The sequence below is a fragment of the Arthrobacter sp. R3-55 genome (genome assembly GCF_054161505.1).
Window position 1 is genome coordinate 3,661,525 of record NZ_CP096423.1, and the last position, 14,088, is coordinate 3,675,612.

Sequence of the window (14,088 nt, forward strand, 5' to 3'; positions counted from 1 at the left end):
GAGAAACAAGCAAAGTTCGACGGCGGCGCCTCCCCTCTTCGGGGCGGCGCCGCCTGCGTTTAACCCTGGCAATGCAACGGATGGGGGCCACATCGATGCTGTAGGGTTGTCCCAGCTTCAAGAGATGTGGTGCCAAGCTCCGACTGGCCACACACCAACCCCATGTTCACGGGTGGTTCGGATGAGGAAGCGGCCCGTCCCGGACCAGAGACAACCGAGCGGGCAAGAGCACTCCCCAAGGAGCAACCCCTTGCCGTACCAAGGCGATACCACCCCCGCAACCAGCACCCCCGCAGCCAACACCACACGGGCAAGCACCCCGCCCGCAACGGCAGCCGTCACGGTGGCGGTGATTCCCGCCGTCGACCTCTTCCTGGGCACGGTGACCATCACTGCCGAGGCTGGCACCAGGCAGTTCAGCCATCCCCAAGCGCAGCTGATCGCCCGGGCGTTGGCGCAAGCCGTCCGCCCAACGCGTTGGTGTGAGGCGTCAAGAACCCTGACGGTCAGAGTTGCCGCCGTCGGCCGGCGGGCGGGTATACAGCAGCACTTCACCTTCAGCCACCAAGACCCACCCCAGGAGAATCCAACCAGGGAGAATTCGGCCTAGATTTCCTCGTCTTCCTCCCGGAACTCCTCGGTTTCGTCGATGGGGACCACCCGTTCGTCGTCCTCCGGAGCGTCCACTTCCTCAACCCAGGGCTCGTCCACTTCCTGGTCCTCGGCGTAGTCGTAAGCCGGGTCGGACTCAATGGTTGTCCGTTCCGGGTAGTTGGCGTGTGATTCGGTGGTGTTCATGGTGCAACCTCCGTCTCGCGGGCCGCTCAAAGCCCTTGTTGAACGTGCGCGGGATTCCTCCCGCCCCTGTCCTTCCATCTGAGCACCGGGTCCAGCGAGGGTCAAGGAGGCCCGGAAATTACGGTGCGCCGAACATTCCCAGTGAGGAATACCAGCCAAAAATCCCTGCAGATAAGCGGTACAGTGGGGCGTGCAATGGGGCCGCAACTACCCCACCCAGCACAGGAGAAAAAGTGCAACAGCACCACGAATCCCCCGGTTCGTCGAGCCCCGCTCCGGACCCTTCCACCCCTTATGACGGTGCAGCATCGCCTTCCTCATCGGACATCCGCCGCTGGCGGCAGTATCTGGCCGATGAGCGGGCCGAGGCGGCCGTTTACCGCGAACTTGCCCAACGGCGCGACGGCGAAGAGCGCCAAATCCTGCTCGCTTTGGCCGAGGCCGAGGGCCGGCACGAAGCCCACTGGCTCAAGCTCCTTGGCGAGCACGCCGGAATGCCCAAGGCTGCATCGGCCCGGAGCCAGTTCCTGGGCTTCCTGGCCCGCAACTTCGGGTCGGTCTTTGTGCTTGCCCTCGCTCAGCGCGCAGAAGGCCGTTCCCCGTACGGCGCCGAACCCGCGGCAACCCCTGCCATGGTGGCTGACGAGCAGATCCATGAGGAAGTTGTCCGTGGCCTGGCCACGCGTGGACGGAACCGGCTCTCCGGTACTTTCCGTGCAGCAGTCTTCGGAGCCAATGACGGTTTGGTGAGCAACCTTTCGCTGGTCATGGGCATGGCCGCCACGGGTGTGCCCAGTCCCGTGGTGCTGATGAGCGGCGTGGCCGGCCTTTTGGCGGGCGCCCTGTCCATGGGCGCCGGCGAGTACGTCTCGGTCCGTTCGCAGCGCGAACTGCTCAACGCAACCTTGCCCACGCAAGCCACCCTCACGGCTGCTCCGTCGTTGGACATCGAGCACAACGAGTTGGTCCTGGTCTACTTGGCCCGCGGAATGACACGGGAAGCAGCCGAGCACCGTGCCGCTGAGCGCATGGGCCTGTTCAGCTGCGATTGCGATCCCAGCCTCTCCTTGCAGCCGGAAAAGCCCTCCACGGATGAGCACGAGTCTGTGGGCTCGGCGTGGGGCGCGGCAATGTCCAGTTTCTGCTTTTTCGCCTCCGGCGCCATCGTTCCCATCCTGCCTTTCATCTTCGGCATGACGGGATTCGCCGCCCTGATGGTGGCCGGTGTTCTGGTGGGCATCGCGCTCCTGGCGACCGGCGCCGTCGTGGGCTTGCTGTCCGGAACATCACCGCTGAGCCGCGGGCTGCGCCAGCTCGCAATCGGCCTGGGAGCAGCCGCCGCCACCTACGGGCTGGGCCTGGTGTTCGGAGCAACCATTGTCTAGTTTGGACGGCTCCCCCCGCAGCCCGTAATGTTGGTTCGTCCTCCGCGCTGCCCCGCGTGACAGGGGCGTGAGGAATGGAGAACCGTGGACTCAGAGCGGGAAACGCGTGTGCCAAAGCACCGCCGTGCCGGAACGGCCTGGCGCATTCTCCGTGGCGTACTCATGGCCGGAATTGCCGCGGTGGTGGCGGTCCTGGTCAGTGGATTCCTGCATGGAGACCCCAGGATCACCGCCCTCTTCCCCGGCGTAAGCGTCCCTGGCTCCGCGCAAGGCGGGCAGAAGCAAACCACACCGGCGCGGGCGGAAGATGCCCCTCCGCCCGGATTAGAGGAAGCGGATGCCCCGTTGGGCTCACCGGTGGCGCCGGAGACCCGCAACGATTCGTACAAGTTCCTGGCCACCAACGACGACGGCTCTCCGGTGGGCTACTCGCCATGCCGGCCGCTGCACTACGTGGTGAACAACGCGTCCGCGCCGGCGGGTTCGGATGCTCTGCTGGAGACGGCGATCGCGAACGTCTCGGCTGCTTCGGGGATCCAGTTCGTCAACGATGGCACCACGGACGAGTTGCCGGCAGACAGGCGGGAGCCCTATCAGCCGGCCAAGTACGGTGACCGTTGGGCTCCCCTGCTGATTTCGTGGACCACGCCCGAGGCCGCCCCGGCCCTGATGGACAAGGTTATTGGCACCGGCGGCAGCACCATGTACTCACTGAACAACGGGCCCAAGAGCTACATCACGGGCAGCCTGGAGCTGGACACCCCGCAGGTCTCCGGACTCCTGGCCGACCCCGAAGGCGCGGACTACGTCCTGGCGGTCATGCAGCACGAGTTGGGGCACGTCATGGGTTTGGACCATGTGGATGATCCCGTCCAGCTCATGTACCCGGAAATCGGTGCCCCTGACGGCCTGGCGGCCGGGGACCTGACCGGCCTGCATCTCCTCGCTTCAGCACCCTGCCGCAAGGACATTTAGCGCCCTGTTCACAGGGCATGGACTCCCGGCCCGTCTGGACTTATGCTGGCGGCTACGGCCGACGGCGGCGCCCCACCTCCCGTCGCAGCCTCCACGTCAGGGGGTTCCATGGAACCTTACGGGTCGCCTCAGTGGCAGGACCCCGCTTCCCGCCGCCCCCGGAATCCTACGGGCAGCCCTTACGCTCCTCCGGGCAGCCCAAACCAGCCCGAGGCCGCAGTGCCGCCGCAGCCGCCACCACCTCCGCCTCCGCCGCCGCAGCCGCCACCACCTCCGCCTCCGCCTCCGACGCCACCGCCACCAGCTCCACCGCCTCCGACGCCGCCTCCGCCACAGGTCAAGCACAGCAGCATTGCCGCCATCTTGTTCTTCCTCGGCATCCTCGGCCTGGTGTGCGCAGGGGCCTACTTCAGCGGCGACCTGCAGTTGCACGGTTCATCGGCTACCCAAAGCCAGGGCTCCCGGCCCGGGCTGGTCCCGTTCGGACAACGCCAGGACCCTGTGCCCGGCTTGGAAGAGGCCGATGCACCCCTGGGAACCCCCGCACCTGTGAACCGCACCAGCAGTTCCTACAAGTTCCTTGCCGTGAAAGACGACGGCACTCCCCTGGCGTACTCACCATGCAGGCCCATCCACTACGTGGTGAACTCGGACCTGGCGGATCCTTCCTGGCAGCAGTTGGTGGACGAGGCTGTCCGCCAAGCCAGCGTGGCCACGGGATTGAAGTTCATTTACGACGGCCCCAGCTCCGAGGTCCCTTCCACCAACAGGCAGGGATACCAACCCGCCAGATACGGGGATCGGTGGGCCCCCGTCCTGATCGCGTGGAGCACCCCGGAGCAGGTACCGCGCCTGACGGGCCAGACTGTGGGCTTGGGCGGGAGCTCCTCGATCGGCCTGAGCAACGGTTACCAGGCCTATGTCACCGGCACTGTGTCCCTTGACGCCCCGCAATTCGCTGGCATTGTGGACACCTCCGAGGGCAAGGAAATCGGCATTGCCGTGATCATGCACGAGCTGGGGCACCTGCTGGGCCTGGACCATGTAGAGGACCCCCGGCAGCTGATGTTCGATCAGGCATCCTGGGTCCGTCAATACGCAGCCGGGGACAGGACCGGCCTGGCCCAACTCGGCACGGGTCCCTGCAGCAAGGACTTCTAGGCGCGCCTCACCCCTGGCCGGCCACCACTGCGAGCGCGTCCTCCACGGTGTCCACCAGGAAGATCTTCTCTGCCATGGGTTTTCCTTTGGCCAGGCTCTCGAGCATGGGCCAGGCGGGGAGTGTCCGTTCCCAGTGTTCGCGTCCCACCAGCACCATGGGGCTGATCGTTTCGGGGGCACCGTAGTAGTTCTCGCAGGCGTCCTGGAAGATCTCCTGCACTGTTCCTGCAGCGCCCGGAAGGAAGACGATCCCGCCGGTGCATAGCTCCAGCAAGATGGCTTCCCGCACCGCATTGGCGAAGTATTTGGCAATGTGCGTCGCGAACAGGTTCGGCGGCTCGTGACCGTAGAACCAAGTGGGAATGCCGAGCGTCGGCGTGCCTTCCGGGTAGCTTTCGACGACGCGGGCTGCTTGCCGCGCCCACTCCGTCACCGAGGGCCTGAACCCCGGGACGGCGGCGAGGGTTTCCAGGGCGGCTGCAGCGTCGGCGTCGGGCGTTCTGCTCAGGTAGGCACCCAGGTTGGCTGCCTCCATGGCCCCGGGTCCTCCGCCGGTGGCGACGGCAAAGCCTGATTGGGCGAGCAGCCGGCCCAGCCGTGCGGCGTCGGCGAAGTCGCTGGTGCCGCGCTGGGCGGCGTGCCCGCCCATGACGCCCACCACTTTGGTCCCGGAGAGTGCTCCGTGCTCCAGGAGTTCGTCCAAGGCGTCACCGATTGCGTGGTCGTGCAGGGCCGCGGCGAGCGTGGCGTCCAGGCTTCCCCGCTGCCCGGGAAGGATGCTCCACTGGTAGACCAGGGCGTCCAGGGTTGACTCGTACTCGGTGGAGGAGATGTCCGGGTAGAGCTCCTCGGCCGTGTAGAGGCTGTTCCGGTAGGGGTCGAACGGCACGCCGTGCAACTTGGGAAAGATGAGCGCTCCGCGCCGCCGCAGGCTCTCTTCCACGCCGTCGTCGAAGGTGCATCCCAGGAAGATCGCGCCTTGGGCGTCCAGGGCCTTTAGCTCCCGGGCGTGGCCCCTGAGGTCCAGGGATTGTGCGTGCCAGCCATTCATGGACCCGGCGCCTGCGGTCACCAGGTGGTCGAAGTGGACCACGCTTTCTATGTCCAGTGTCCGCGGGCTCGGGTTCAGGGCTCCGGTGCGATTCATGGTTTCAGCGTAGTATCACCGCGCTGTGACGCGGGCGTTTGCGCGCCGGGCTCCGGTCCAGTGCATCATGAAGCATGAAGAGTTCAGAAGTTGCGCGTCCGCGTATCGGTGTTCCGGTTCGTCTCAGCAGTTCGGACTCCCCGGACGCCCGGGTGGGCGAAGCCAACCAGCTCTTCACCTACATTGTTGACCTGTTGCGCGAGGCCGGTGCGCAGCCGGTGCTGCTGACTCCGGTTTCGGCGGACAGCGCCGGCCGTCTGGCTGCCGAAATGCAAAGGCTCGACGGCGTGCTGCTGCCCGGGGGCGGCGACATCGATCCCCGCCTGTACGGCCAGGATCCCGAGGACACGCTGTATGACGTGAACCAGGAGCAGGACCATCTGGACGTCGACGTAGCGCGGGCAACCATCGATGCCGGCCTGCCGCTGCTGGGGATCTGCCGCGGCCACCAACTGCTGAACGTGCTGTATGGCGGTACGTTGACCCAGGACATGGCGCCGACTTCGGTGACGCACAGCAGCTTGGATCCCCACGATCCCGTGGCCAGCGACTGGGCCTGGCATGCTGTCCGGCTCACCGCTGGCTCCAAAGCCGCGGCACTGTACGGTTCCGCCGAAGGGTCAACCATCAAGATCGCCTCCGGGCATCACCAGGCGGTGGACCGTGTGGGCGAGGGCTTGGTGGTCACGGCAATCGCCGACGACGGCACCGTGGAAGCGCTGGAGGACCCGTCCCGGTGGGTTGCCTCCGTGCAGTGGCATCCTGAAGTTCCGCAGCTTGCCGGCTCAGAGCGGCTGGCACCTTTCGTGTCCTTCGTGGAAGTGTGCCGGCACCCTACCCAGGCTCGTTCCGGTGGGGTACAGTAGCGCTCACTGCATCGCTTTCAGCGTCACCGGAAGTTCAGCCAGTACCAACTTCATTCGCAATGACGTCCAGGGGGCGTCGTAAGTTTGCCGGCTGGGGGGCCCAACATCTGCTCAAAGGAGCATGGTTGTGGACCGTCCAAAACACGCCAGTCGTCCTCGTCACCCGCATAGCCGCATTTCCTTCCTCAAACGTGCGCTGGGCCTGCTCCTTGGCCCCGCTGTGGTCATGGGCGGATTCGCCCTGACCACTGCAGCTCCCGCAGCTGCTGCTGAACCGCCGTGTGCAGGCACGGGCGGCGCCATGCAAATTGTTGCCCACACTGATGACGACCTGCTCTTCCTCAGCCCGGACTTCATGCGCGATATCCAAGCCAAACGTTGCGTCCAAACCGTGTTTGCCACCGCCGGCGAGGCCGGGGAAGGCGCCACGTACTGGCGCAGCCTCGAATCCGGGATCCAGGCAAGTTACGCCAAAATGGCCGGCGTCTCCAACAGCTGGACAACGTCCGACGCCGGCGTACCTGGACGCCCGCTGACCATGCGGACCCTCAACGGCGCCCCCAATGTCTCTGTGGTGTACATGCGGCTGCCGGATGGTTTCCCCAACGGCTTGGGCAGTGCCGCATACGGCAGCCAGAGCATCCTCAAACTCTGGGACGGCCGGCTTTCCTCCATCCGCCCGGTGGACAACGCTGCAACCTTCACCAAGTCCCAGTTCCAGTCGGCATTGAACCGCCTCGTGGCCAACTTCCAGCCCACCACGTTCCGCACACAGGACTGGACGGGGAACTTCACCACCCCCTATGACCACAGCGACCATTGGGCCACCGCAAAGTTCGCCCAGCTCGCCACCCGCAGCTACACCGGCCCACATACCTCCCTGGCCTACGACGCCTATGTCATTGATGAATACGCCCAGAACGTGACCGGGGCCGAGCTCACCGCCAAGGTGGACACCTTTGTCAGGTTCGCGGATTTCGACATGTACGTTTGCAGCAGCCCGGGTGAGGGCTGTCCCGATTCCCCTTATGACGAATGGCTGAAACGGCAATACATCACCGCCATAGAGTGGGTTGGCAATGCCGCCAAATCCGCGGGTACCACCGTCACAGCTTCCTCCCAGAAGGCCGCAGCGCAGAGCGCGGAAAAGGTCCGCGACGGATACCACTGGGGCACGCCGATGGATGCCACCCGTGAATGGGTCTCCGCCGGGCAGAAAGCGGGCAGCTGGATTCAATACAACTTCACCCCCACCCGGACCATCAATGCGGTGACCTTGTCCGATCGGCCCCTCCTGACCGATCAGATCACCGGTGGCAACCTGCAGTTCTCAGATGGAAGCACTGTGGCAGTGCCGTCCTTGCCCAATAACGGATCCGGGCTCACCATCAAGTTTCCCGCCAAGACCGTGAGCTCTGTTCGGCTCAACATCACCTCCGTCAGCACCGGCACCACCAATGCAGGCTTGGCCGAGTTTGAGGCTTATCTGGGTGCCGACACCGTGGCCCCGGTGGTCACCGCAGCACCTCCGGGAGGCACCTATGCCGCGGGCCAGGCCGTCACCCTTACGGCCAATGAAACATCCACCATTTACTACACCACCAATGGAAGTACGCCCACCACGGCCAGCAGCAAGTACACCGCTCCACTGATCTTGAACGGTCCGCTGACCTTGAAGTACTTCGCTGTGGACGGTGCGAACAATTCATCGGCCGTAGTGACCCAGACCTACTCCACAGGTCCGGACATCACCAAGCCAGTGGTCACGGCCAACCCCGTGGGCGGCCAATACGCAGCGGGCACCACCATCACACTGTCCGCAAACGAACCGGCCGAGATCCGGTACACCACGGACGGCACCGATCCCCTGACGGCCGGGCTCCCCTACACAACGGCAATCCCCTTCAACGGTCCCGGACCCATGACGTTGAAGTACTTTGCCAGGGATACAGCGGGCAACGTCTCCGAGGTAGCCACGCAGAGCTACACTGTTCCCCCTGACACGGCGGCTCCCACTGTCACGGCCAACCCCACCAGCCGTGCGTTGGCCAGCGGGGCCACCGTCACCCTGTCCGCCAATGAGCCTGCATCGATTTACTACACCACCAACGGCAGCACGCCAACGGCTACGGAATCACCCACCAATATCAAGTACAACCCCGCCAATCCGGTGGTGATGGGCAGTTCCACCCTGGTGCTCAAGTACATCGGCGTAGACACTGCAGGCAACACCTCGGCGGTAGGAACCCAGACCTACACGGTGCCTGCAGCGGGACCTCCATCGGCCCATGACTACAACGGTGATGGCCGGGCGGACGTGCTGGCCGCTGATACCGCGGGCAATCTCTACCTCTACCCGGGCAATGCCTCCGGCACGCTGGACCCGCGGCAGATCGCCCTGGCCGCACCGGCCTGGTCCAGCATCACCGATACCGTCACACCCGGCGACTTCAACCAGGACGGCAAACCGGACCTGCTGGCACGCGCGGGCGACATCCTGTGGTTCTATCCTGGCAACGGCACGGGCAGTTTCGGCACACGGACACAGGTCAGCACGGGCTGGAGCACCATGACGCAGCTCTTCTCTCCCGGAGACTTCAGCGGCGATGGGATCCCCGATTTCATCGGACGCCGAAGCAACGGCGAGCTCCGGCTCTATGAAGGAAACGGCACCGGAGGACAGCGGACTCCCTACACCATCGGCTGGGGCTGGGACGTCATGAACGCCATCTTCAGCACTGGGGATTTCAACGGCGACGGCAAGGGAGATGTACTGGCGCGGCGGACCGACACAGGCGCATTATGGCTATATCCGGGCAATGGCACCGGGGGCTGGCTGCAATGGACGCAGATCGGGACGGGCTGGGGAACCCGCACTGCAATGGCCGGGCCGCGGGACCTTAACGGCGACGGCAAAAACGACATCGTGGGCCGCATCGCAGACACTTTGTGGCTGTATCCCGGATCGGGAGGCGGAACGCTCAGCAACGTACCGCCGATCAGCCTCGGCACCGGCTGGCAGGCCATGAGGATCATCGCCTAGCCAACCCCCTGAACCTGGCGCGGGTCGGAGTTTTCCCCCAGACTCTTCGGCCCGCGTCAGCTGCGTTAAAGTACGACGACGGCTTAGGGTACGACGACGGCCCGGTACCTTCCGTGGGGAAGGCGCCGGGCCGTCGTCGTACTTCTTCTGCCTTTCGGCGGTAAAACTAGAGCGTTGCGAAAACTTCGCGCAGCAGCGTAGCGGTCTCGGACGGCGTCTTGCCGACCTTCACGCCTGCGGCTTCGAGGGCTTCCTTCTTGGCCTGTGCGGTACCTGCGGAGCCGGACACGATGGCGCCTGCGTGGCCCATGGTCTTGCCCTCAGGAGCCGTGAAGCCGGCAACATAGCCAACAACCGGCTTGGTGACGTTGGCCTTGATGAAGTCGGCTGCGCGCTCTTCAGCGTCACCACCGATTTCACCGATCATGACGATTGCCTTGGTCTCGGGGTCAGCTTCGAACGCAGCCAGGGCGTCGATGTGCGTGGTGCCGATGACGGGGTCGCCACCGATGCCGATCGCGGTGGAGAAGCCGAGGTCGCGGAGTTCGTACATCATCTGGTAGGTCAAGGTACCGGACTTGGAGACGAGGCCGATGGGGCCCTTGCCCGTGATGTTCGCCGGGGTGATGCCAACCAGTGCCTCACCCGGGGTGATGATGCCGGGGCAGTTCGGCCCGATGATGCGGGTGATCTGCTTGCCGTCAGCGTCAACCTTGGACTGGGCCAGTGCCCAGAATTCGGCCGAGTCCTGAACCGGAACGCCTTCGGTGATGACAACAACCAGGCCGATGCCGGCTTCGATTGCTTCAACCACGGCGTCCTTGGTGAATGCCGGCGGAACGAAGACGATGGAGACGTCTGCGCCGGTTTCAGCGATGGCTTCCTTGACGGTGCCGAAGACGTTGATTTCCTTGTCGCCGTGCAGGACCGTGGTGCCGGCCTTGCGGGCGTTGACGCCACCAACAATGTTGGTGCCGGCCTTGAGCATCAGGGCGGTGTGCTTGGTGCCCTCGCCGCCGGTGATGCCCTGAACGATGACCTTGGAGTCCTTGTTGAGGTAGATAGACATTCTCGCGTCCCTTTACTTAGCTGCGTTGGCGAGCTCGGCAGCCTTGTCGGCGCCCTCGTCCATGGTGGCGGCCAGGGTAACCAGCGGGTGGTTGGCCTCGGTCAGGATGCGGCGGCCTTCCTCAACGTTGTTGCCGTCGAGGCGGACTACCAGCGGCTTGTTCGCGGAGGAACCGAGCTCAGCAAGCGCACCCACGATGCCCTTTGCCACGGCGTCGCACGCGGTGATGCCACCGAAGACGTTCACGAACACGCTCTTGACCTGGGAATCGCCAAGGATGACGTCCAGACCGTTGGCCATGACCTCGGCGGAAGCTCCACCTCCGATGTCCAGGAAGTTCGCGGGCTTGACGTTGCCGTGGTTCTCGCCGGCGTAAGCAACGACGTCGAGGGTGGACATGACAAGACCGGCGCCGTTGCCGATGATGCCCACTTCGCCGTCCAGCTTCACGTAGTTGAGGTCCTGGGCCTTGGCCTTGGCCTCGAGCGGGTCAGCTGCGTCCTTGTCTTCCAACGTGGCGTGGTGCACGTGGCGGAAGTCAGCATTCTCATCCAGGGAGACCTTGCCGTCGAGGGCAACGATCTCGCCTGCGCCGGTGCGGACCAGCGGGTTGACCTCAACCAGGGTTGCGTCTTCCTTCTTGAAGACGTCCCAGAGCTTCAGAATGACGTCGGCCACTTTGCCGCGCAGTTCTTCAGCGAAACCGGCAGCTGCGACGATCTCGTCAGCCTTCGCCTGGTCGATGCCCACAGCGGGGTCGATCGCGATCTTGGCCAGGGCCTCGGGACGCTCAACGGCAAGCTGTTCGATCTCCATGCCGCCCTCAACCGAGCACATGGCCAGGTAGTTGCGGTTGGCGCGGTCCAGGAGGACCGAGAAGTAGAACTCTTCGGCGATGTCTGCGCCCTGGGCGATCATCACCTTGTTGACGGTGTGGCCCTTGATATCCATGCCCAGGATGTTGGTGGAGTGCTCAAGTGCCTCTTCGGCGGTCTTGGCAACCTTGACGCCGCCAGCCTTGCCGCGGCCACCAACCTTAACCTGTGCCTTGACGACAGTTACGCCGCCGATCTTCTCGGCAGCTGCCTTTGCTTCTTCAGGAGTGTGCGCCACGATGCCGGCGAGCACGGGTACACCGTGCGCTTCGAACATATCGCGCGCCTGATATTCAAACAGGTCCACGGTTTAGTGTCCTTCTACGTCGAAGTAGTTTTCTGTTCAGCCGGGAACCGCGATGACCGCGATAGCCAGCTGCGGAGAGTACGCGGTAACAACCAGGATTGAAGCCGGTCACATTGCGTAAGGTCCTCTCGGAACTTTAGCCCTTTGAGGAGTCCCGCCAGCTACACACTACCTGTTAAGTGAGTAACCTTACACTTCTATGGGCTGTAGAAAACCCGCAGAATGACGCGGTTTTTGGGCCATCCAAAGGTTGTCACGACGCTTGTTTCAGGTTCCCCGTGACTGTTTTGCCGCCGTCGGAAATCAACTGGTACCCCTCGGGAGTGACGAAGAAGGCCACGCCACCCGAGACGTTTCCGCAGGCAACGCCGCCGTTATAGGCCGAACACCGCAGCCCGTTGCGCTCAATGTTCTGACCATCTGCCAGTTCCCGCAGCTTGGAGATGGGCCCGTTGCGCGTGCCCTTGGGCCCGAACTCGGACTCCATTTGTGTTACGCCGGAACGACACGAGCCGTAGACGGCTTTGTCCGGAGAGAGCAGAACCGTGCCGCCGAGGTATCCCAAGCCTGTTCCGGCGCAGTCATCGGCGATGTCGGTCAGCTCCGGCTTGGCATACTTCGCCAGTTCGCAGTGAGCCACGGGTACCACCGGGAACTTGTTGTTGGCCGCATCCGAGTAGGAATTTGCCTCGTAAGGCAGGTTCAGGTGGCCGCCCTTGGAGGACGTCAGTGCGCACACAATGCCCTTGTCCCGGGTGACGAAGGCAGTGACATCCTCCCCGGCGGCCAGAGTGGTCTGCTCCGTGACAGGAACCTGCTTCAGTTGCTCAAGGGGTGCCAAAGGGGCCGGCGGAACGTAGTCCGGATCCTTCGTGGCGAAGGAGCACCCCGTGGCCAAAATCAAGAGCACGGCAGCAAGAATCCCCAGAACAGTCCGTCGCATGCCACCCATTATGCCGGTTACCTCACGCAGGGCTGCTTCGCCGGCGCCAGAGGCTGTTGAAGAGCACCAATGCGGCGCCCGCGGCCAGCAGACCCGCGGCAGCCCACAGCATGGTGTGCAGCCTTCCGGTCTCCAGGCCGGTCGCCGCCAGTTCGGCGCTGGTGAGTTCAGCGCTGCCGTATTCAGCGCTCGACGCCGGGACCACCGCTCCTGCCGGAGTCACCGCCGCCGGAGGTGCTGGCGCCTCGGCAGCTGGCGGCGGGTTCTCCGCGGGTGGCCGGGTGGCCAGGACTGTCACGGTTGTCCAGAAAATGCGCTGCTTCAGCTGATCAGAGTCGCGGACCCACACAGCAATGCTGAAGCTGCCAACGCTGGTGGGTATCCCCGTGAGGAACCCGTTCGCATCCACCTCCAAACCATCAGGCCCCGGATCGCTGGATGACAGACCACCGGCAAAGTGCCTTCGCGTGGAATAACCAAAGACGTAGGGAGCTACCCCGCCGGTGGCCTCTGCGATCTTGGCCGAGTAGGGCTCACCCAACACAGCTGCCGGAACCTGGAAACCAGTGGTCTGCATTCCCAAGGCATGGACGATGATGCTGTACTTCTTGTCCGTGTAGCCGAAACGGTCTTGGACGCGAAAGGTGAATCCATACGTACCCGGAGTGCTCGGCACCCCGGAAACTGATGACTCGCGGAGCTCAAGACCGGGCGGCAGTTGCCCGGAAACGACTGAAATTTTGGTGTGTTCAGGGTCTGAACGATAAAAACCGAGGCCCTCGTCGTAGTTCCTTCCCACCACGCCATCGTCAAACGAGCCCATTCCCGGGTACGACTCATCATCGGATACGTGAACGTTGGGTGGGTAGTAGTTTTTGATATCGATGTTGATCTGTTCAGTCAGTGTTTGACGGGGATCCGAGGAATCCGAAACAGTGACGGACGGCGCTGGGCTGTACAACCCGGTAGGTGTTCCTGTGATGCTCAGGGTCGCGGGGTCGAAAACCAAACCTGCCGGGATATCGGTGGCCACAACGGTGTACGGGGCGGTGCCGCCAATAATCTGGAGCTGAGCCTCAAACGGTTTTCCCACGAAAGCGAGGTTCTCGCTGATCTTGACCGACAACGGGGTTGTTTCAATGATGGCCTTTTCGACCTCGGTTGCCCGGGCCCCTGTAGGGCTGACGGACGGTGACGGGGTCGCCAGCGAGGCGTCGGGGGTTGAGGGGCTCGCGCTGGCAGTTGGGCCCGCGCTTGCCGTCGGACTGGTCGTCGGCGTCGGACTGGTCGTCGGCGTCGGCGTCGGACTCGCGCTTGCCGACGCGCTGGGAGACGCTGGGGGCTCCGCATCGGCTATTCCAGGCGGGGCGAACTGAAGCGCCAGGGCGCTCGCCACGGCCCCCACCAGCAGCAGCCTCGCGGCCTTGCCCCGCAAACGACGTTCCCCAACAAAAGCGCCCACGCGCGTCCTCCCCCACAGGAATGCAACCTTTTGGCGTTGCAAGGTGGGGCAGCAAAC

General features: G+C 64.1%; 12 protein-coding genes and 1 riboswitch. Of the genes, 6 read left to right on the forward strand and 6 right to left on the reverse strand.

Features of this window, described 5'->3' with window-relative positions; genetic code table 11:
• Positions 1 to 115: 115 nt before the first annotated feature.
• A riboswitch (SAM riboswitch) is annotated at positions 116 to 235 on the forward strand.
• A gap of 15 nt (positions 236 to 250) precedes the next feature.
• The gene (locus M1D51_RS16730) at positions 251 to 610 is read left to right on the forward strand and encodes a hypothetical protein (protein WP_458107293.1); all 360 of its coding nucleotides are present in this window, start codon (positions 251 to 253) and stop codon (positions 608 to 610) included.
• On the opposite strand, the gene M1D51_RS16735 is transcribed toward M1D51_RS16730, so the two are convergent.
• Complete coding sequence (locus tag M1D51_RS16735) at positions 607 to 798, reverse strand: hypothetical protein (protein WP_017197666.1); 192 nt, start codon at positions 796 to 798, stop codon at positions 607 to 609. The two genes, M1D51_RS16730 and M1D51_RS16735, sit on opposite strands and share 4 nt — an antisense overlap.
• Positions 799 to 1,031: 233 nt before the next feature.
• Between M1D51_RS16735 and M1D51_RS16740 the strand changes: the two genes are divergently transcribed.
• The 3 genes from M1D51_RS16740 (at position 1,032) to M1D51_RS16750 (ending at position 4,319) form a co-directional block, all read left to right on the forward strand.
• Positions 1,032 to 2,183: a VIT1/CCC1 transporter family protein gene (locus M1D51_RS16740; RefSeq protein WP_458107294.1), complete on the forward strand. Its 1,152-nt coding sequence runs from the start codon at positions 1,032 to 1,034 to the stop codon at positions 2,181 to 2,183.
• 84 nt (positions 2,184 to 2,267) lie between these two features.
• Complete coding sequence (locus M1D51_RS16745) at positions 2,268 to 3,158, forward strand: matrixin family metalloprotease (protein WP_458107295.1); 891 nt, start codon at positions 2,268 to 2,270, stop codon at positions 3,156 to 3,158.
• A gap of 363 nt (positions 3,159 to 3,521) precedes the next feature.
• Positions 3,522 to 4,319, forward strand: coding sequence for a matrixin family metalloprotease (locus M1D51_RS16750; RefSeq protein ID WP_458107296.1), 798 nt, complete (start codon positions 3,522 to 3,524; stop codon positions 4,317 to 4,319).
• Positions 4,320 to 4,326: 7 nt separating this feature from the next.
• Here M1D51_RS16750 and M1D51_RS16755 read toward each other — a convergent pair whose 3' ends face one another.
• A complete protein-coding gene (locus M1D51_RS16755; RefSeq protein WP_458107297.1) occupies positions 4,327 to 5,466 on the reverse strand; it encodes an LOG family protein in 1,140 nt (379 codons plus the stop codon).
• Positions 5,467 to 5,540: 74 nt separating this feature from the next.
• Between M1D51_RS16755 and M1D51_RS16760 the strand changes: the two genes are divergently transcribed.
• Complete coding sequence (locus M1D51_RS16760; RefSeq protein ID WP_458107298.1) at positions 5,541 to 6,332, forward strand: gamma-glutamyl-gamma-aminobutyrate hydrolase family protein; 792 nt, start codon at positions 5,541 to 5,543, stop codon at positions 6,330 to 6,332.
• Positions 6,333 to 6,453: 121 nt separating this feature from the next.
• The gene (locus M1D51_RS16765) at positions 6,454 to 9,375 is read left to right on the forward strand and encodes a chitobiase/beta-hexosaminidase C-terminal domain-containing protein (RefSeq protein ID WP_458107299.1); all 2,922 of its coding nucleotides are present in this window, start codon (positions 6,454 to 6,456) and stop codon (positions 9,373 to 9,375) included.
• 166 nt (positions 9,376 to 9,541) lie between these two features.
• On the opposite strand, the gene sucD is transcribed toward M1D51_RS16765, so the two are convergent.
• The 4 genes from sucD to M1D51_RS16785 form a co-directional block, all read right to left on the reverse strand.
• Entirely contained in the window at positions 9,542 to 10,444 is a 903-nt protein-coding gene (gene sucD, locus M1D51_RS16770) for a succinate--CoA ligase subunit alpha (protein WP_105691564.1), read from the reverse strand.
• A 12-nt stretch (positions 10,445 to 10,456) separates the two neighbouring features.
• Positions 10,457 to 11,626 carry an ADP-forming succinate--CoA ligase subunit beta gene (gene sucC, locus M1D51_RS16775; RefSeq protein WP_089593935.1) on the reverse strand — a complete coding sequence of 390 codons (1,170 nt, stop codon included), beginning with the start codon at positions 11,624 to 11,626 and terminating at the stop codon, positions 10,457 to 10,459.
• A 253-nt stretch (positions 11,627 to 11,879) separates the two neighbouring features.
• Complete coding sequence (locus M1D51_RS16780; RefSeq protein ID WP_458107300.1) at positions 11,880 to 12,578, reverse strand: hypothetical protein; 699 nt, start codon at positions 12,576 to 12,578, stop codon at positions 11,880 to 11,882.
• A 13-nt stretch (positions 12,579 to 12,591) separates the two neighbouring features.
• Positions 12,592 to 14,031, reverse strand: a complete 1,440-nt coding sequence (locus tag M1D51_RS16785; protein WP_458107301.1) for an Ig domain-containing protein — start codon at positions 14,029 to 14,031, stop codon at positions 12,592 to 12,594.
• Between the last annotated feature and the right edge of the window lie 57 nt (positions 14,032 to 14,088).